Below are 17,980 nucleotides of genomic sequence, written 5' to 3' on the forward strand. Positions count from 1 at the left end.
ATTCGCCATCTGCCCTGCTCCCTGACTCAATTTTATTGTTACCGACAATCTTGTCGATGTTTTCTACAATCCCGCCGTCATCAGCGGCCAGAACAGACAGCAAGCCATAAGCGCGGCTATCTCGTTACAATATGAAACATATCCTTACGGTAACATTATGATTCAACGGCAACGCTTTTTATTGTCCGACAGCAAAAATTGTTCGAACGTTAAAAATTTGCAACGCAGCAAAATTTTCCATTGAACAATGTTGACTAAAATTAATTTGACGGATAGTAAAAAAATAACCAGTCTGCATATCGCTCAAGCTGATTGAATTGTTCAAATGGCGGAACGTACCCTGCCCGTCGGATTGGCCGATCGGTCGATGCGCTATGCAAACCCATAATCCCTCCTTCAGGAGCCAGGATAAATATCCAGTCACCCTTGCCAACAGGATCTGGATAGGCGGCGCGCAAATAACGGCGCGTGTCTGGGTAGCGCGGATCCTTTAGAAGCGCTTCGATGGTTGGCGGGAAGCGCTTCTGTCCCGGCGGGGTCGATTCGACGTATAGCTGAATTGCGGTCCGATACTGGCGACCAACATCCAACAAACGTTCTTCAGCGGCGCGGCGCGCGACCATGGCACTGGTCGTTGCGACAGCACTGGTTAACAAGCCTACCATGGCAAGAAAGATCAGCAGCGCCAAAAGGGCGAATCCTTGCTCCCTGAATAACGGCAACGGAGCACTGCACAACCGGACGATCTGCTTGATCTTTACCATGGCATCACAGCTGGCTGAAGGCAATGCCGTCGCGGGTGGCGCCCTGCGCGCCACTATGCAGGTCGAACAGCTTGCCCGACTTGATATCTTCTGGAGCGATCAGTATCCAGGTAGCCGTGCTATCGGTGATAGGATCGACCGGCAACGCACGCAAGTATTTTTTGGCGACCAGCTCGTCAAGATCATCCGGATAGTGACCGGCATCGGAATAATACTGGTCAATCGTCTTGCGCACGACACGCAAATTTTCCTTCAAAATCACCTCCTTCGAATAGTCGAGGCTATGAAAATATTTCGGCACCGATATCGACAGCAACAGCGCCACAATCGAGAGCACAACCAGAAGTTCGATGAGCGTGAAACCACATCTTCGGCAGCGAAGCGACATTCGACTGGAAATCTGAAACATAGCTATCACCATTTCCGATAGGCGATACCATTGAGACCGGTAGCTGCCGACAGCGAATAAACATCGAACACGTCAGCACCTTCGGCTGGCGCATCCGGCTCGCTGGCGTAGCTTCGCTTGCCCCAGGTGTCGGCGCTGGAGACTGACGCATCAGACATCATTGGATCTCGCGGAATGCTGCGCATGAAATAGATCTTGCGTTTGGCCGGGTCACGCGCGTCTTCGACGCCGCTAACCAGGGTAACCAGAGTCGCGGGATAGCCGCTGGCGCCGAGCGTGCGGGCAATGCGGCCGTTGTCATAGGCTCGCTTATAGTCATCGATGCCAATCCTGATTTCACGCAGGGCGCGCTGCAGTGCTACTTCACGCGTTCGCTGAACTTCAACCTGCGCTACGGGCAAGGCAATCGTCGCCAGAATCGCAAGGATCGCCAGGCTGATCAGCAATTCCAGCAACGTAAACCCATTCGACCGCTGCAACCGGTCATTATGAGTAAGCAGCCGGTCGAAAGGATTGCTCATCATGGAACTGCCGTTACAGCAATAGTCTGCGTAGGCGGCGTTAACGACAACGAACTGCCTCCGACTACCGACGGCGTGAGGGACAGCACTTTCAATTGCGTCGAGGCCGCGGCGATCAGCGGCGTGACATTCAAGGTAACCAATGCAGCTTGCCCCGTGGCGCCCGCGGCAGCGCTGGTACTGCGGGCGTCACTGATAAAAATCTGGCCGGTCGATGCATCGATACGTTGCGTAAAGGTCGTTGCAGTGCCGTCAGCACTCAGGAATGTGCCTTCGGTAGCGCGATCGATCCGCAGCACTGTCGGATCGTAACCGACTACAAAATTGACTCCGCTTACACCCTGCCCACTGGTCAACACCAACTGCTGCTGAATGTTTGTACCCACAACCGCCTGCGATGCACCTATCCAAACTACGGCATTTGCGTTGACGCTGCCACTACCTCCGGCATTACCTATATCACCTGCAGAATTTCCAGATGAACCTATACCGGCGGCGCTTGTTGCATCCGTGGAAGGCTTAGGAGTAGCGCTGCCGCCAGCATTGGTCGGCGTCGTCGGAACTGGCGGTGTCGGGCGTGAACCGCTATCCGAGCGTGGACTGAACCCGCCGTCTCCAGCGCCACGCAGGCTGGATTCCGTGCCACTCTGAAAATCCAGCAAATGACCGGCAGGTAGCACGCTGTTACGTATGAGATGCGGCGTGATGGACAATACAATTTCTGTTTTTTTATGATCAACGTGACGGCTGGAAAACAATCGCCCAAGATAAGGAATATCACCCAAGCCCGGGATCTTTGTCACAGCGTCAGTATCGTTGTCATTGATCAGACCGGCGAGTATCTGATTCTCGCCATCCTTCAACCGCAGGACCGTTGAAGCCGAGCGTGTGCCGATCTGGTATGCCACCGTACCGGCGGTAGTTGTAATCTGATTGGCAATATTACTGACTTCCAACGCAACCTTGATCGACACTTCATTGTCGATCGTGATCACCGGCGTGACTTCAAGCTTCAGGCCGACATCGAGATACTGGACGCTTTGCGAAACAAAACCGGTCGAGGTAGCGGTCGAAGTAATGTTCGGCACGCGATCCCCAATCAGTATCTTGGCTGATTCGCGGTTCTTGACTCGAATGCGCGGATTCGCCAGCAACCGGATGTCAGTATCGGTGGCGGTCAGATTGATCGCCAACGGGTCAATGGTAGCCCCTGTCGTGCTGGATTTTGCATGAATCAGGTCCGCCAGCGTTACTGCGCCGCCACTGGTCGATGCCAGCGGAGACAGCGAAAGTTTGGGTGGATAGCTGATGCCGACGTCTTTTAGTAGATTCCGGTTGATTTCGAGGATTTCAACTTCCAGCATGGTTTCTGGCGTCGGCAAATCAGCCATCGAAACAATTTTCTCGGCCATTTCGATTGCATCCGGCGTATCGCGCATGATGATCATGTTCTGATTCTTGTCGACGATCAGGTCACGTGTTTTCAGAATAGTCTTCAGCGTATTGGCCAATTGCTCAACATCGGCATTCGCTGTGTAGAAAGTGTGAACGCTCAGCGACTGATAGTCTTTCTGTTTGGCCGGCAAATTGGGATAAATCATTATTGCATTGCGGCCGATTACACGCTGTTCAAGCTGGTTGGTCATCAGTACTACATCAAGCGCATCCTTGACGGTGACGCCTTTCAGGAACACCGAGGTACGCTGATCGCTCTTGATGTCCTTGTCGAGAACAAAATTGATGTCAGAAGTGCGCGACAGGACTTCAAATACCTGCTTGAGCATTGCATCCTTGAATTCTATCGACAACTTTCGGCCCAGCGCTGCCTGCAATTCCGGATCCATCGATGGCTTGGATGCCTTGTCCGTCAGCGCTTTCATCAGGCGCCTGGCAGAACTGTTGTATGGATCCTCGGTCAGCACCGAGCGGGCAGTACGGGAGGCCGCGGCATAATCCTTGGCGTCGAAGGAAAACTGCGCATCCAGCATTGATTTTGCCAGCTGCGCATCGCGATCTATTTTCTCCAATTCTCCAGCAGCACGGCGATTGTCGGGATCAAGCGCCAAAATCCTGCGTAACAGCTGGGTGCGTTCGCTAGCCGATGTTGACGTCGCTTGCTGGTTTAACCAGCGATTAATCGCGCGTTCCCGCAAACCGAGATAAGTCACTCGCAGCTGTGCGTCTTGCGGATTCTTATTCAACGCATCCTGCAGCTGCGCCATACTGTCCTCGACCCGCCCTTCATCGAATGCTTGACGTGCACTTTGCTGCACAGCAATCTGAGTGCAGGCGGCTATCGAAGCGACTAACGTAAAAAGCAGAATGGTGCGGCTGCCGGCTGGTAACAAGGTAGCCGCACGCGACAAAACGGCGGGAAAAGTAAAACAGCTGATGCGGCCGAAATTCATGTGGGTCATTCAATCTGAAGAGAGGATTGCTCGTGCGTCGGCAGATACTCGAAGGTAATCGTCGAAGCCGTGATGGCGACAACCTTGTAATCGTCACCGATGATGTCTGACGCCGAAACGATGAACGTGTTGTCATTTTTTTCCAGGAATACTGTCCACCCCTTACCGCTGTCTTGCTTCCCTAGATACTTGAACGGCAATTCACGTGGAGCCTCCTGGACCGGTGCGGTGCTGGCCACTTGTACCGGCGCAAAGGAACGAGCGGCAAAAAGGTTGGTACGTGGCTCGCCGATATCCCTTCTGATCAGTGATTCACGTGGCAGCACTTCCAGCAGCATCACGGATGAAGGTGAACCTGGCACTTTGCTGGCAGTTGATCTGGCGCCTTCTGGGAGAGCGACAGGCGATTGAATGTTCTTTTTCTGCCCCCCTGATACCGCAGGCGCGCTGCCGGAACTGGGTGCGCGATCACCGAACAGGGCCACGCCCGCAGCCACCAATAGCAATATTCCCAGGAACCAATGGCGTCGCGTCATCACTTGACCTCGTCCAAAAGAGCTGTCCTGGATGACACTCCACCTGCGTCAATTACGCCGTGCGTTGTTGGATCGGCAGGTGAGGCCGGTTTGGCAGGCTCTACTTCCATCGCTGTTAGCTGGGCACCTTGCGCTGTCGGCAACAAATATAATGTGAAACGTACCTTTGCTTCAACACCGTCGGTAGCTACTGCCTCACGCCGTAACTGGATTGCATCAAGCGATGCAAACGGCAGCTCCAGCAGTACGTCCTCACAGAAAGCCTGCAACGAGGGGTAAGCGCCTTTAACCGGCAGCGCAACTTCGTAGGTCAGAAAACCGCCTTGCGGACTACTTCCGACGCGATACTCGCCTTCGGGCAACGCGACAGCGTAGCGGTGCGCAATCGCAAAAATGGCTTTGATGTAGTGCTCCGTAAGTTCGGGCTTGCCCAATGTATCGACAAAGATCTGCCGCCGTTGCGCCATCTGCGCCGGGCCATAAGCATCGCCCCGAGAAAGGATATTGTGCCGCTCGCGAATCCAATCGCGAATGTCTTGCACCGTCTGTTCGTCGTGACGCCGCTCCCAGGTCAGGCCAACCGTGAAATACACGGCAGCAACCGCAAGCAACATTATTCCTGCCCAATGCAGCGGACTCGCACGTCGGAAAACCAGCGACAGTTGCAGTACGATATGCCGTATTGAAAGGGATCTCAGTGAAAGATATTTCATTTCACCGTCTTTCTGCCAGCGACAATGTCACCGAAAACCGAAGAACATTATTGGGATCCACGGCGTCCAACTGGTGCCGCTTCATGCTTATCGCCGAAAAAACGGTTTGCTGCTTGAGATTCACGACATAGTCCAGCATCGCCTCGGAGGTTGCAGCTTCGGCTGTTAGGCGCAATAGCTGATGTTCCGGATCGGGGTCTAGCGCCAGCAAGGCAATTTCCGGCGGCGTAGCGGTCTCGACAGCATCGAAAAGATCTCGCCAGGGTAGATTCAAGTGACGCACCGCATCGTTAATGGCTGTAATCTGGGGCGTGCTTAATGACACGGAGGGGGCGCGATGAGCCTGGGCGAAAGCTGTATCCTTGATTTTCTCCGCCGCCAAGCGTGCCTGCAGCCGTTGACTGTGCCGTTGCCAGTCGCTTGCGTGCCATAACGCGCCACTCGCGACAACCAGACCCGACACCAGCAAAGTCACGCCCAAAGCGGTTGCACCTAGACGTTGACGCCGTGCCGGCGCAAAATCAATCGATAGTGGCTTCATGCGAAAGACTCCTGCTCCAGAAAATCTGGGCGCAACAGCACGACACCCACAGCATCGATGTGCTGACCGTGTAAGCTTTCCATCGCTCCCGATCTCGTTTGGCTAAGATACAATTTCGATGGCAATGGCCGGTCCCAGCGGAGTGATTCGCGCATCAATACTGCTCTCAATGCGTCGGCACCTTCTGCAGGCGGTCCGTTTGACATGCTGACCGCGACGACATGACCAGCGTTACTCGCTGCAAGCAGAATATGCCCCGCTCCAATCCGTGCAAACCAACCTTGAGGATCGCGCATACGGCGCGCGCAATCGTTCCAGATCCAGACGCTTTCAGGCTTCATTCCGCCCGACTGCCAGCCGCCAGCCTTTAATTCGCTCAACACCGTTGCCTTCAGGGTGCGCGGCAAGGCGCAAACCAGAAATGGCCGACCGGCAGCCCACTCAGCCTGCATCTCCCAGTCCACGGCCTTGTCGCCAAACAGCGTTAAAAAACGCAAAGCAGTAATCGTTCTCAGATCGGCAAAGCTGTTAAGCCGATCAGGCGGGGTCACGATGAAATAACGGGTCAGCCTGTCGTCGACGACAACAGATACCTCTCGACCTCGCGGTACGTGAGCCTTCAGGAGCTGCTGCAAACGCGGCTGGAAAGCAGTCGAAACGATCTGGGAGTTATAGTTAATGGCAGCACTGAACCGCCAAGGAGTTAGTCGAGTTCTCGTCGCCAATGTCAGGCTGTCGACGCCTAACGTCAGGCGGAAGCGCTCAGGATTGAAGCGTGACACGTTTCACCTCTTCCAATGTTGTGACACCGCGCCGAGCCAAATCGAGCGCAACCTCGCGCAAGCTGCGCGTTCCGTGCCTGGCTGCAGCATCCTTGATTTGGCGTACAGGTGCTTTCTCGACGATCAATTCCCGGATTTCGTCGTTGAGAGACAGAATTTCCGCAATTGCCGTACGCCCTTTGTAGCCAGTGCCGCGACAATCGCCGCAGCCGGTGCCGGCACGCAACCGAAAACCGGTGACATCTATCGCCGACATGCCAAGACGCTCCAGTTGCGCTGCATCCGGTGCAATGTCGACCGCGCAGTGCGGACAATTGTTGCGCACCAGGCGCTGGGCCCAGATACCATTCAAGGCAGAGACAAAAGCGTAGGGATCGATGCCCATATGGGTAAAACGGCCAAAAACATCGAATACATTGTTGGCGTGAACTGTGGTCAGCACCAGGTGTCCGGTCAGGGCGGATTGCACGGCAATTTCCGCCGTTTCGCGGTCTCGGATTTCACCCACCATGATCTTGTCCGGATCGTGGCGTAAAATCGAACGCAGCCCGCGGGCGAAAGTCAATCCCTTCTTGTCGTTAACCGGGATTTGCAGGATCCCCGGAAGTTGATATTCAACCGGATCTTCGATTGTGATGATCTTGTCGCGTCCGTTATTGACTTCAGTAAGTGCTCCATACAGTGTCGTGGTTTTACCGGAACCGGTCGGCCCCGTGACCAGCAACATGCCGTAGGGCTCATCCGCCAACCGCCGCAAGGTGCGTAACGATTGCTCATCGAACCCCAATGCTTCCAACGACAGCGAACCATAAGATTCAATCATCGCCCGCTTGTCGAGGATCCGGATTACCGCATCTTCGCCATGGATACTTGGCATGATCGACACACGCAAATCAATATCCCGGCCGCTGGATTCGACGCGAAAGCTACCGTCTTGAGGCGTACGGCGTTCGGAAATGTCCAATTCCGCCAGTACCTTCAAGCGCGAGATGACTTGTCCAGCCAGTTCGCGTCCAGCGATCGAACGAGCGTGATCCAGTACGCCGTCGATGCGGTATTTGATGGTCAGCCCCGATGTGGTGCTTTCCAGGTGAATGTCGGAGGCGGCAGCCTTCAGTGCGTCATACAGTGTCGAATTGACCAGTCGCACAGCTGGACTGGATGCAACATTCAGCGAGGCAAAAGACAGGACTTCAGCCGAACGGCCATCGCGATCACCGTCGCCGCCATCCGCAACTATGTTGTCGACGGCCCGGACATATTGTTCTTGCTTGCTCAAATAAGCCTGAATATCAGCTCGTAGCGCCAGATGAAAACATAATGGCTTCGAACAGCGAGCGCCGAGCCAGGTCTGTAGATCGGCATCGAACGGATCGCCGACCACGGCCAGTACATTGCCTGCTTGCTCCAACAACAAGGCTTGCCGCTGCATTGCGTCGGCAAGAGGCAAGAGGGAAAACAGTGGGGTTGTCAAATCCATGTCCGCTGTTTCGATCACAGGCCAACTGAACATTGCAGCCAAAGCAGCCACCACCGCACGTCCCTGCTCCGGGTGACGCTCTTCAATCTCGGTAATAACCGATCTGCCCGCCACTCGAGCAGCCGCGCGCAGATCGCGTAATGTAGTGGTGTCGAAAACCAGTCCGGATTCCTGGTGCAGTAACGCTTGGGCACCGTCGGTCTCTGGCATCAAGGTCGCCGTCAACATAATCGAAGTCGTGTCAATGAAGCTCATTGCAGTGTCGTCGCCAGGTCAAAGATCGGCAGATACAGCAAGACGACGATGCCGCCTACCACCAGCCCGATGAACATCATCAGAATCGGTTCGAACGCTCGCGTGAAGCGGTCAATGAAGCGCGTGATGTCGCCTTCATAGAAATTAGACGCCTGGATGAGCATGTCGCCCAGTTGGCCGGAACTTTCACCGACGCGCAGCATCCGATAGGAAATCGCTGTCGTCAACTCGCACTCCCGGAATGAATCGGAAAACAATGCGCCCGATTCTATAGCGGCCCGTGCTTGCTGCAGATGAATCAAAACGCGGCGCGAAACCACCCCCTCGCTCATCGCCAGGGCTGAGACAATCGGGATGCCACTTTCGAGCAGCATGCCTAACGTCAAATACAAGCGCGAGGTTTCATAGAGGCGGATACGGATACCCACGCCGGGCAAGCGCGCGGCCGCCCGCGACAACGCGCCGGTACGCGACAGCTGCCAGAACAGCCCGGCCAGGGCCGCCATAAGGAACAGCGTTGTCCCGGCGACCCCAGAAGTGTTATCCGATACGAATGCGCCAAATTTCAGCATCAGTGCCGACATCAAGGGCAACTCACGCCCAGTATCCTGGTAGATGGTGGCAAATCGCGGCACTACGTATCCACCCAAGAAGGCGGTCACCGCCGCTCCTACCACCAGCAAAATAGCCGGATAGATCGAGGAACTAATAATCTTGTTGCGTACGACATCGACGCGTTGCTGATAGGTCACGTAACGCGCCAGTACTGACGGAATGTCACCGGTACTTTCAGCCGCCTTCATCAATCCAACCAGCAGCGGCGGGAAAACGTCAGGCAATGTAGTCAGCGCATCGGAAAAGCGGGACCCGTCTCGAATGGTATTGATCAGGCGTTGAAGTACTACGCGTGACTCGCTAGCCCCATCCTTCTCGATCAACCCCTCCAACGCCTCCATCAGAGTCAGGCCTGCCAGCAGCAAGGCGTGCAATTCCTGGCAAAACAGCAATACCGAAAACTGCTTCCGGCGCCAGCGCAAGCCGGTCATTCTCTGGTCGACAGCATGCAGCGCGACAATCTGCAGAGACTGGCTTTGCAATTGACGGCGAGCATCTGCCTCGTTTGCCGCCTCAAGGGTTAGCTGCGAGAGCTCGTTTGACAATGACAAGACACGGATATCGAATCGCATGAAGAGGCTCTGATGTAGTCGCTTTAAAACTGCCAATCGGACTACGGCAACACGATATCGGCATCCTCGCCTGTACCGCCTGGCTGGCCATCCCTGCCGTAACTCACTATTTCCATGTCGCCGCGCGCGCCAGGAGTCCGGTACAGATATGGGTGTCCCCACGGATCGAGCGGAATTGCAGTCTTCATGTAAGGGCCATTCCATTTGGCAGCATCGTTCGGCGGTGCCGCCATCAGCCCTTGCAATCCCTCTTCATTGGTTGGATAGCGCCCCACATCCAGCCGGAATGTGTCTAGGGCCTTGTCGAACGCATCCATCTGACTCTTAGCGACAGTAACTTGCGACTTGCCGACCTGAGAGAAATATTTGGGTCCGACATAGGAAGCGAGCAATCCAATAATCACCAGCACGACCAGCAACTCCAGTAATGTAAAGCCGCGGTTCAACCGGCGTTGCGGGGCGAAACGCACGTTGGACAGAATGTATGGGTATTGGATGGGCATGATGTTTATATGAAAAATAATCGATGGCATTGACGGATTAACCAGTATCAGCCTGGCTGCCGATATACCTTGCCTCCGGTAATCGGAGGTAGCATCTGTTCTGCTACTTTTGACGCCTTTCGCTGTGCCTCTGTAGGCATTAATGCCTTCAACGACTCGGGGCTGCTGGTTAACGATTCAAGGAACGTGATCAAATCCTGGCGTTCCGGCGGCGTCAATAGGAGCGGATGCCCTTGTTCATTGCTGCGATAAAACACCTCCAGATCTACTGCTTCCGCCAGAGTCTTAACGCTACCGTCATGCATGTAAGGCGCCGTCATTGCGACGTTACGCAAGGTCGGCGTACGAAACGTTCCAATATCCTTTGGTTGCAGAGTCACCACGAAGCGTCCCAGCTCGGCAAAATCGTCGTCCGTCAACACGATGTCGTCGATTGGCACACCGCGTAATTTTTCGGCGGACAATTTCACAGTCAATTCGGGGAGGCGCGACGCAATCTGATTCAATCCAACTGACAGGGCATGAAATTCGTTGTCGGTGAAGAGCGCGTTCCGTGTATCAATCGTGTGGCATTTGACACATGCCGCTGCACCGACGAACAGCTTGTAGCCGCGCAGTGCTCCATCCGACATCGCACGTGCGTCACCGGCGTAGGCATATCGATCGAATGGAGAATCGCCGGCCACCAAGGTTTTTTGATAAGCCGCCAGAGCACTGACCACCGTGTCGATTGTAATATCGGCAGTCAATTGCGCGCCGAAGATACGTTTGAAATCGGCCCGGTAGTCTTTATCGAGCCGAATCACTGCCAGTACTGCCTCGTGGTCTGGCTGCCCCATTTCGCGCGGATTGACAAACGGCCGCAGCGCCTGGTGTTCAAGCGTATCGTCGCGGCCATCCCAGAACTGGGACGGGTTATAGCTGACGTTCAACAAGCTTGGCGCGTTGCGCGTACCCAGCTGGTTTCCTATTCCGCGCGACACATCCAATCCATCGGCAAAATATTTATCTGGCTGATGACAGCTGCTGCAACTGTGCAACCCATCGGCGCTCAATCTATTGTCATAGAATAATTTAGCGCCCAGATTTGCTAGCTGGTCATTTTTGGCAAGCACAGCTGCCGGCGTATTCGGTGGCGAGAGGAGTGGCGGCAAGCCCAAAAGCCGATTTAGCTCGGGCCGAATCGCAATTTTGGAGTTTTGCGAATAGGCAATCGATACCGAAATACTCAACACACATGCCAGTCCGACAAGCGCGCAACGCCCACATATTTTCCCAAAGATATTCATGCGTCTCGCGTTGCCGCTTCTCTGCTTTGGCTAATGCTCTTGCCTTTGTGCGCGCTCAGCGGACGTAGGTAAAGCTAACATTCATTAATTGGATATGTAACAAACGGAAACAAAAATTTTGCAAATTTTATCACGAGAAATTTGCCCATATTCAACTTTTTACTCGTTAGAAATGTTGTAATTTAACAACGTTAATTTTCTCCAATCACTTTGCGCGAGGAGTAAGAGATCAAATTGCGGAGAGTCGAATCGAACTTAAATCGCCGGACGATTTTAAAAAAACGACGTCATTGAATAACAATAAACGCATATTAAAATGAAATAATATTTGTTTTTCAAATAACGCTTTAAGCGTAAAGTACTGTTCGTGCCATTTCGGGATTTCTTAACATGATCGCAGCCAGTGCCTGTACCACCGTAGCACCAGATAAATCACAAGCGACAACCACGCCGCAGCTCCCGATCTACCTCGATTATTCAGCCACCACGCCAGTCGATCCGGCGGTGGCGGTCAAGATGTGCGAATACCTGACAGAGAAATTCGGCAATCCGGCCAGCAGTTCGCATGCGTTCGGCTGGGAAGCCAAGGCGGCGGTGGAACAGGCGCGCCGGCAGGTGGCCGCGCTGGTGGGAGCGCAGGCCAGCGAGATCGTCTGGACCTCCGGCGCCACCGAATCGAACAACCTGGCCTTGAAAGGCGCCGCCCACGTCTTGCGCGAGCGCGGCCGCGGACGCCACCTGGTGACCATGAGCACCGAGCACAAGGCGGTGCTGGACACCATGCGCACGCTGGAACGCGAAGGTTTCGAAGTGACTTACCTGGCGCCGCAGCCGAACGGCCTGATCGACCTGGAAGCATTCAAGGCGGCGCTGCGGACCGACACCATCATCGTTTCCGTCATGATGGTCAATAACGAGATCGGTGTGATCCAGCCGGTTGCCGAACTGGGAGAAATCTGCGCCGGGCGCGATATCGTGTTCCACGTCGACGCCGCGCAAGCGGCCGGCAAGGTCGCCATCGACTTGCGCAGCCTGAAAGTCAACCTGATGTCGTTCAGCGCGCACAAGGTCTACGGTCCGAAAGGAATAGGCGCGCTGTTCGTGCGCCACGATCCGGCGCTGAAGCTGGAAGCGCAGATCGACGGCGGCGGCCACGAAAACGGCATGCGTTCCGGCACCCTGGCCACCCACCAGATCGTCGGCACGGGCGAAGCATTCAGCCTGGCGGCCAAGCTGCTGGAGAGCGAAAGTGCAAGGATAAGCAGCTTGCAGGAGCGTTTGTGGGATGGCTTGCGCGATTGCCCTGGAGTGGTGCTCAACGGCGATCGCCGGCAGCGCGTTCCGCACAACCTCAACCTCAGTTTTGAAATCCCCGGCAGCACGCCTATCGCGGCGCAGCTGATGGATATCGCGGTTTCGGCCGGCTCGGCCTGCAACTCCGCCAACGCCGCGCCATCCTATGTGCTGTCCAGCCTGGGACGGCCGGATGCGCTGGCGCGCAGCGCGATCCGCTTTTCATTGGGACGCTACACCACCGCGCAGGAAATCGACTATACGGTGGCGACGCTGAGGCAATTGCTGAACTCTTAAGTCGTCCGGGTGGGACAGTTGAGCATCCACTGCACTCCGAAGCGGTCCGTCAGCTTGCCGAAGTAATCGCCCCAGGGCTGGATGGCAAGCGGCGTGGTGATATTTGCGCCTTGGCCCAAACATGCGAACAGCTGGTCGGTCTGCTCGCGGCTGTCGGTCATGAGGATATGCGCCGAGCCGCGCATCGGTTCGGCGTCGTCATTATCTGAAGCATAAAACCGCACGCCCGGCCCTTCAAACCTCGAATGCATGATCTTGCCGCGCATCGCCTCGTTCTTCAGCGGTATGCCGCCGGCGCCGTAATACATGACCTCGGCCACCTGGCCCAGCCCGCACTCGGTGTAGAAGGCCAGCGCCTGCTCGCAGCTGGTGGTGAAAAACAGGTAGTTGGATTGCTGCATCGTCATCGCTCCTGGAGTGCGCCGACCTTGTCGAGGAAAGCCTGCATTACACCATTGAATTGCGGCGGCCGCTGCAGCGGCGCAAAATGGCTGACGCCTGGAATCAGGATCAACTCCGCACCCGGAATGCTGCGGCTCAGGTACTCGGCGTGTTCGGCCTTGATGAATTCGTCATGTTCGCTTTGCACGATCACTACCGGCACTTTGATCTCGGCCAGGTCGCGCGCCGAATAATTGGGTTGCGTCTTCATCATCAGCCCCACCGCCTCGGCAAACGCGGAAAACTGATCCGGCGTCGCCGACAGTTGGGCGTAGTCCATGGCGTGCCGACTGAAACAGCGGTCGATGACGGGAGTCGGCTGGAATTCCTTGACGCCGCTCGGATCCATGTTACAGCCAAAGAAAAATACGCCGCCGACGCGCGCCGGAGATTGCATGGCCAGTACCAGTGCGGTGCAGGCGCCGTCGCTCCAGCCTACAAGCGGCGCTGTTTTTATATGCAAGACATTCATCACGGTCAATACGTCGGACGCCATCAGCTCGTAGCTGAACGGCCGCGAATCGCGCGTGCTGCGGCCGTGGCCGCGGCTATCGATCAGCACCACGCTACGGCCCGAGCCGACCAGCATGGGCAACTGGTAACCCCAGTTGCCGCTATGGCCGAGGCCGCCATGCAGCAGGATCACCGGCGGCCCCGAGCCATAGGTCGCGTACCAGATGCGGGCGCCGTCGTGGCTTACATGGCCCTGGTCTCCCGCCGCGGGCAGCGGCGTGGCGCCATGCGCTGCGAAATTGCTGAGGTCGTCGTCGAATGCTTCCACGCTGTTCCTTGCAGTGTTCAGCGTAAAATCGCGCCGTGTTTGCCGATCATGATCATTTCCACGAATTTCGAACCGTCATGATTGTTCGGTGTATAGGATACCCGCACTCCGCCCAGGTCGAAATCGCGCATGGTTTCCAGCGCCGCCATCAGTTTCTGCCTGGTCGGGTTGGGGCCGGCGCGGCGCAGCCCCTCTGTCAGCAGCTTGGCCGCCACAAAACCTTCGAATGTCGAATAGGAAGACGGCGGCGGCTTGGGTATGGCTTTCAGGACGCTCTGGAATTCGCGCGTCACGCTGGCGTCGAAATTCTTCGGGTACGGCATCACCTGCATCACGCTCACTCCGCGCCCGTCTTCGCCCAGCGATTCGAAAAAGCTGTCGGAGCTGACGTTGGAAAGCATCATGAAGCTGGGGTGGAATCCTTTCTTGTGGACCTGCTTGACAAAATCGGCGCAGGCCGACGGCGTGCAAGCCATCAGCACGGCCTGCGGATTGCCGGCGACTATGGCGTCGACCGCCTTGTCGATTTTCAGGTCCTTGCGGTCATAGCTGGCCGTCACCACGGCGCTCAGCTTGTGCGCCGCCAGGTTGCGCTGGAAGCCTGCCAGGCCGTCGCGGCCGAAACTGTCGTCCTGGTACAGGATCGCCACCTTGCGGATCGCCAGCGAACTGAACAGCTCGACCATCTTCGCCGTTTCGTCCTGGTAGCTGGCGCGCAAGTTGAACAGGTAAGGATTGAATGGCTGGTGCAGGTTCTGGCCGCCGGAAAACGGTGCGATCAGCGGCACTTTTTCCGCCTGCAGCATGGGCAGGACAGCTTCTACCGTCGGCGTGCTGCGATAGCCGAACAGCGCCAGCGCATTATCCTGCTTCAGGAGCTTCTCGGTATTGAGCCTGGTGGTTTCCGGCTTGCGCTGGTCGTCATAGGTTTTCAGTTCGATCGTGCGCCCATGCACCCCGCCCTGCGCATTGACCCAGCCGAAGTAAGCCAGCGCGCCCTCCATGTTTTCCTTGCCGGTGGCTTCGCCCGACAGCTCCACGGATTGGCCGATGACGATCTTTTCCTGGGCGCCGGCGCTTGCCATGGACGCCAGGAAAAGAAGTGCAAACAATGTCTTCATGCCGATTGTCTCCCTGATTATGATTATTTTTGGTCGACAATACTCTTCCGAAGCTTGCAAATAGCTTTCATTTTTCGAGCTATTTGATCTTCGAAAGATCAGGACAAGACAAACAGATTAATATTTCGTCAATAGTTATTCTTGCGCAGGATCAAACCGATCTCGGCAAACTCTTCCAGTATCTCCCCTATGCGTGCCGCCGCCACCGCACCCAGCGCCTGCACCGCATGGTGGCCGTGGAAAGGTCTTTTACGTGCGCTTATCCATTGCAGCACTTGCCGGGCGTCCGGCGCCAGGGTGCTGCGCTCGCGCCTGCGGCCCGATTTCATCACCAGCATTGCGTCGTTGCGGCTGCCGTCGATCTCGAATTCGACCTGCGGATTGCGCTCGAACGAGGCGGTAAACGTGCCGCCCCAGTCGGCCAGTAAAGCCGTGGCAGAGAGTGTCGCCACGGCCTCGCCGGTGGCGTCGATCAGGCTTTGCAGGCGCTGCCGCTTTTCTTCCTGCCCCACGGTGGAACCGAGGCCGAAGGCCAGTTCGCGGCCGGCGTCGTGCTTCAGCATGCGCTCCTTGATTTCTTCCATCAGCAGGTCGGTCCAGGACGGCGGGTTGATGGTGAACAGCAGGGACAGCGACGGTTCGTGGTTGAGGGTGCAATGCCAGTAGCCCGGATGCAGGTACACCAGGGTGCCGGGTTTGGCTTCGAAACTCTTGCAGCTGGACGGCATGCGCGTAGGGAACGGCTGGCGCGCATAGCGCTGCATGTGTTCGTTGACCGCCGCGCCGGAAGACCAGCCGACATGCGGGTTGACCACATGCTGGTTGGCGGCGACGCTCCACTGCTTGCTGCCGATCAGCTGTATGTTGATGGTGACGTTCGGATCGAAATGGAAAGTCGAGCCGGTGCCTTGCGAAATGAACGCTTCGAAATAGACATCGTCCTGGCGCAGCCCGAGGTCGCGTTCCAGTGCCCGCGCAATCGGTTCCAGCGCCGGCACATGGTCTTCCACCTTGCTCAGGTACAGCGTGTAGCCGCTTTCATAAAAAGCCGGCAATTGTCGCGCGGTGGCGTTGATCAGCGGGTTTTTGGTGTCGCGCGGGGCCCAGGCGTCGGCGTCGCCGCGCCAGGCTTCCAGCAGCGCATCGATGCTGGACAGTTCGCGGATGGCGGCGATGTCGGCGAAGCGTTGCGGTGAACCGTGGCACACATACGGTTTCTTTTGCCAGTAGCGCGCCATGAAGGCGTCTACCGCCAATGGATGTATCAGGTCGGCCAATCCCAGCTTTTTCATCGTCGCTCCCCTTGCTTGGAACTACCAGGGACAACTAGGAAACCAGGCCCGCTTCAGCGGGCTCCTCCAGAAGATTGATACGCTTGCATGATTGAGATTAGCACAATATTTCCATGTTGCAATATTAATTTTGTGCCACTGCCAGCTGGGCGCCGATGCAGCACTCAGCCGCCGTATTTCGCCAGGAATTCCAGGTTTTCGCTCAGCCCCGCCTCAAACTGGTCGCGCTGGGAAGGCACCCACATCGGCGGATCGAATGCCGCCACGATACGGTTGGCCTCGATGCGGATGGTGCCGGCAATGGGTTCGCGCACGACAAACGTATTACTCTCCAGGTTACCCTCCAGGTCGACCACAAAACCCAGCGCTTCGCTATCCTTGAGCCGCGCCTTGAACGATTCCTGCAGCCTGGCGGGACGGCCGGCGTGCGGCACCACGATTTCGATCGGCCGGAAATCCGGCAGCGGCACCAGCACCGCCGCGACCACGGTGGATTTTCCGCTGGAGGAAGGAAAGACCAGCTTCGCCACCGCCTGCTGCACCATGGCCTTGACCGCCGTCACCTCGGCCGAGGCGTCGTAGCCGGCCAGCGCCGTCACCAGGTTATCGGTCAGCACCGCGACCGATTCGACCGCGCCGGACGCCGCCACCGCAAGCCGGAAAGTGATCGTGCCCTGCACATCCTTGTGCTCCCTGGCCTGTTCGCCCAGCCGGCGCTGGCACTCCAGGATCACCTTGCGCGCCGCGGCGGCGTCCAGCGGACCGGTCACCAGCGGCGAGGTGGCGCGCAGGTGACCGACCAGGGCGATGCGCCCTTCGATCGGATCCATGCTGCCTTCGATGGTCTGGGTGCCGTGCACGATGCGGTCATCGAACAGCAGCAGCTGGTTGAAATGGGCCGGCACCAGTTCGTACAGCACTTCGCCATGGACATGGTGTTTCTTGTAGCTCGGCACGCCGTCGCGCATCAGCAGCGTCTCGCCGCCGGAAAATTTGCGGTTCTGCCAGCGCGTCAGCGAATAGACGAAACCCCAGGTGCCGTTGTGGAAATCACTGTGCAGCCCCAGAGTGCAGCCGTTGACCATCAGGTGCAGGTTGGGCGCACCGGTGGGGATCAGGCCGAGGTTGTCTATGCACCACTGCTTCATGTGCTGCATGAAGCGGCCGAACAGAGGCTCCGGGATCACCTGCTGCGGCACCGTGCGCAAGTAGGTGTACATCTGCGGCGCGCAAAAATACTGCCAGTTGACGGTCTGTTTGTACGAATCCTTGACGCGCGCATCAAAAGCCGTGCGCATGGCCTCCGCTTCTCCGAAAAAATCGCTCACTATGTGCTGGCGCTTGATCATCCTGCCTCCTGCCGAGAT

18 protein-coding genes are annotated in these 17,980 nt (G+C 56.6%); 1 reads left to right on the plus strand and 17 read right to left on the minus strand.

Annotation, left to right across the window (positions count from 1 at the left end):
• Positions 1-260 precede the first annotated feature (260 nt).
• Genes CFter6_RS12560 through CFter6_RS12615 form a run of 12 tightly spaced genes read right to left on the minus strand, consistent with a single transcriptional unit; the run spans position 261 to position 11,388 of the window.
• The gene (locus CFter6_RS12560; RefSeq protein WP_061540211.1) at positions 261-764 is read right to left on the minus strand and encodes a hypothetical protein; all 504 of its coding nucleotides are present in this window, start codon (positions 762-764) and stop codon (positions 261-263) included.
• Positions 765-768: 4 nt separating this feature from the next.
• Positions 769-1,173: a type II secretion system protein gene (locus CFter6_RS12565; protein ID WP_236904249.1), complete on the minus strand. Its 405-nt coding sequence runs from the start codon at positions 1,171-1,173 to the stop codon at positions 769-771.
• 5 nt (positions 1,174-1,178) lie between these two features.
• Complete coding sequence (locus CFter6_RS12570; RefSeq protein ID WP_236904250.1) at positions 1,179-1,697, minus strand: type II secretion system protein; 519 nt, start codon at positions 1,695-1,697, stop codon at positions 1,179-1,181.
• Positions 1,694-4,111: a secretin N-terminal domain-containing protein gene (locus tag CFter6_RS12575; protein WP_236904251.1), complete on the minus strand. Its 2,418-nt coding sequence runs from the start codon at positions 4,109-4,111 to the stop codon at positions 1,694-1,696. The genes CFter6_RS12570 and CFter6_RS12575 overlap by 4 nt, the downstream gene beginning before the upstream one ends.
• A complete protein-coding gene (locus CFter6_RS25620; RefSeq protein WP_150118732.1) occupies positions 4,108-4,638 on the minus strand; it encodes a hypothetical protein in 531 nt (176 codons plus the stop codon). The genes CFter6_RS12575 and CFter6_RS25620 overlap by 4 nt, the downstream gene beginning before the upstream one ends.
• Positions 4,638-5,351: a hypothetical protein gene (locus CFter6_RS12585; RefSeq protein ID WP_150118733.1), complete on the minus strand. Its 714-nt coding sequence runs from the start codon at positions 5,349-5,351 to the stop codon at positions 4,638-4,640. Before CFter6_RS12585 ends, CFter6_RS25620 begins: the two co-directional genes overlap by 1 nt.
• 1 nt (position 5,352) lies before the next feature.
• Positions 5,353-5,892, minus strand: a complete 540-nt coding sequence (locus tag CFter6_RS12590; RefSeq protein ID WP_061540215.1) for a hypothetical protein — start codon at positions 5,890-5,892, stop codon at positions 5,353-5,355.
• The gene (locus CFter6_RS12595; protein ID WP_150118734.1) at positions 5,889-6,674 is read right to left on the minus strand and encodes a hypothetical protein; all 786 of its coding nucleotides are present in this window, start codon (positions 6,672-6,674) and stop codon (positions 5,889-5,891) included. The genes CFter6_RS12590 and CFter6_RS12595 overlap by 4 nt, the downstream gene beginning before the upstream one ends.
• Positions 6,655-8,364 carry a GspE/PulE family protein gene (locus CFter6_RS12600; protein ID WP_061542350.1) on the minus strand — a complete coding sequence of 570 codons (1,710 nt, stop codon included), beginning with the start codon at positions 8,362-8,364 and terminating at the stop codon, positions 6,655-6,657. Before CFter6_RS12600 ends, CFter6_RS12595 begins: the two co-directional genes overlap by 20 nt.
• A gap of 41 nt (positions 8,365-8,405) precedes the next feature.
• Positions 8,406-9,596 carry a type II secretion system F family protein gene (locus tag CFter6_RS12605; RefSeq protein WP_061540217.1) on the minus strand — a complete coding sequence of 397 codons (1,191 nt, stop codon included), beginning with the start codon at positions 9,594-9,596 and terminating at the stop codon, positions 8,406-8,408.
• A gap of 41 nt (positions 9,597-9,637) precedes the next feature.
• Positions 9,638-10,099, minus strand: coding sequence for a type II secretion system major pseudopilin GspG (gene gspG / locus CFter6_RS12610; RefSeq protein WP_061542351.1), 462 nt, complete (start codon positions 10,097-10,099; stop codon positions 9,638-9,640).
• A 47-nt stretch (positions 10,100-10,146) separates the two neighbouring features.
• Complete coding sequence (locus CFter6_RS12615; protein ID WP_082814740.1) at positions 10,147-11,388, minus strand: cytochrome-c peroxidase; 1,242 nt, start codon at positions 11,386-11,388, stop codon at positions 10,147-10,149.
• 390 nt (positions 11,389-11,778) lie between these two features.
• On the opposite strand from CFter6_RS12615, the gene CFter6_RS12620 reads away from it, so the two are divergent.
• The gene (locus tag CFter6_RS12620) at positions 11,779-12,978 is read left to right on the plus strand and encodes an IscS subfamily cysteine desulfurase (RefSeq protein ID WP_082814741.1); all 1,200 of its coding nucleotides are present in this window, start codon (positions 11,779-11,781) and stop codon (positions 12,976-12,978) included.
• On the opposite strand, the gene CFter6_RS12625 is transcribed toward CFter6_RS12620, so the two are convergent.
• The 5 genes from CFter6_RS12625 to CFter6_RS12645 form a co-directional block, all read right to left on the minus strand.
• Complete coding sequence (locus CFter6_RS12625) at positions 12,975-13,379, minus strand: VOC family protein (protein ID WP_061540219.1); 405 nt, start codon at positions 13,377-13,379, stop codon at positions 12,975-12,977. The two genes, CFter6_RS12620 and CFter6_RS12625, sit on opposite strands and share 4 nt — an antisense overlap.
• A gap of 2 nt (positions 13,380-13,381) precedes the next feature.
• A complete protein-coding gene (locus tag CFter6_RS12630; RefSeq protein WP_061540220.1) occupies positions 13,382-14,200 on the minus strand; it encodes an alpha/beta fold hydrolase in 819 nt (272 codons plus the stop codon).
• A 17-nt stretch (positions 14,201-14,217) separates the two neighbouring features.
• Positions 14,218-15,321 carry an ABC transporter substrate-binding protein gene (locus CFter6_RS12635; RefSeq protein WP_082814742.1) on the minus strand — a complete coding sequence of 368 codons (1,104 nt, stop codon included), beginning with the start codon at positions 15,319-15,321 and terminating at the stop codon, positions 14,218-14,220.
• A gap of 128 nt (positions 15,322-15,449) precedes the next feature.
• A complete protein-coding gene (locus tag CFter6_RS12640) occupies positions 15,450-16,613 on the minus strand; it encodes a JmjC domain-containing protein (protein WP_061540222.1) in 1,164 nt (387 codons plus the stop codon).
• A 164-nt stretch (positions 16,614-16,777) separates the two neighbouring features.
• Positions 16,778-17,962, minus strand: coding sequence for a hypothetical protein (locus CFter6_RS12645; RefSeq protein ID WP_061540223.1), 1,185 nt, complete (start codon positions 17,960-17,962; stop codon positions 16,778-16,780).
• Between the last annotated feature and the right edge of the window lie 18 nt (positions 17,963-17,980).

This window comes from Collimonas fungivorans, from assembly GCF_001584145.1.
GTDB lineage: Bacteria > Pseudomonadota > Gammaproteobacteria > Burkholderiales > Burkholderiaceae_D > Collimonas > Collimonas fungivorans.

Coding starts and splice junctions, on each gene's coding strand:
- CFter6_RS12645 (WP_061540223.1), bottom strand. CDS start 17,962: ATGATCAAGCGCCAGCACATAGTGAGCGATTTTTTCGGAGAAGCGGAG.
- CFter6_RS12635 (WP_082814742.1), bottom strand. CDS start 15,321: ATGAAGACATTGTTTGCACTTCTTTTCCTGGCGTCCATGGCAAGCGCC.
- CFter6_RS12605 (WP_061540217.1), bottom strand. CDS start 9,596: ATGCGATTCGATATCCGTGTCTTGTCATTGTCAAACGAGCTCTCGCAG.
- CFter6_RS12560 (WP_061540211.1), bottom strand. CDS start 764: ATGGTAAAGATCAAGCAGATCGTCCGGTTGTGCAGTGCTCCGTTGCCG.
- CFter6_RS12570 (WP_236904250.1), bottom strand. CDS start 1,697: ATGATGAGCAATCCTTTCGACCGGCTGCTTACTCATAATGACCGGTTG.
- CFter6_RS12600 (WP_061542350.1), bottom strand. CDS start 8,364: ATGCCAGAGACCGACGGTGCCCAAGCGTTACTGCACCAGGAATCCGGA.
- gspG (WP_061542351.1), bottom strand. CDS start 10,099: ATGCCCATCCAATACCCATACATTCTGTCCAACGTGCGTTTCGCCCCG.
- CFter6_RS12575 (WP_236904251.1), bottom strand. CDS start 4,111: ATGACCCACATGAATTTCGGCCGCATCAGCTGTTTTACTTTTCCCGCC.
- CFter6_RS12585 (WP_150118733.1), bottom strand. CDS start 5,351: ATGAAATATCTTTCACTGAGATCCCTTTCAATACGGCATATCGTACTG.
- CFter6_RS25620 (WP_150118732.1), bottom strand. CDS start 4,638: ATGACGCGACGCCATTGGTTCCTGGGAATATTGCTATTGGTGGCTGCG.
- CFter6_RS12590 (WP_061540215.1), bottom strand. CDS start 5,892: ATGAAGCCACTATCGATTGATTTTGCGCCGGCACGGCGTCAACGTCTA.
- CFter6_RS12640 (WP_061540222.1), bottom strand. CDS start 16,613: ATGAAAAAGCTGGGATTGGCCGACCTGATACATCCATTGGCGGTAGAC.
- CFter6_RS12615 (WP_082814740.1), bottom strand. CDS start 11,388: ATGAATATCTTTGGGAAAATATGTGGGCGTTGCGCGCTTGTCGGACTG.
- CFter6_RS12625 (WP_061540219.1), bottom strand. CDS start 13,379: ATGCAGCAATCCAACTACCTGTTTTTCACCACCAGCTGCGAGCAGGCG.
- CFter6_RS12620 (WP_082814741.1), top strand. CDS start 11,779: ATGATCGCAGCCAGTGCCTGTACCACCGTAGCACCAGATAAATCACAA.
- CFter6_RS12565 (WP_236904249.1), bottom strand. CDS start 1,173: ATGTTTCAGATTTCCAGTCGAATGTCGCTTCGCTGCCGAAGATGTGGT.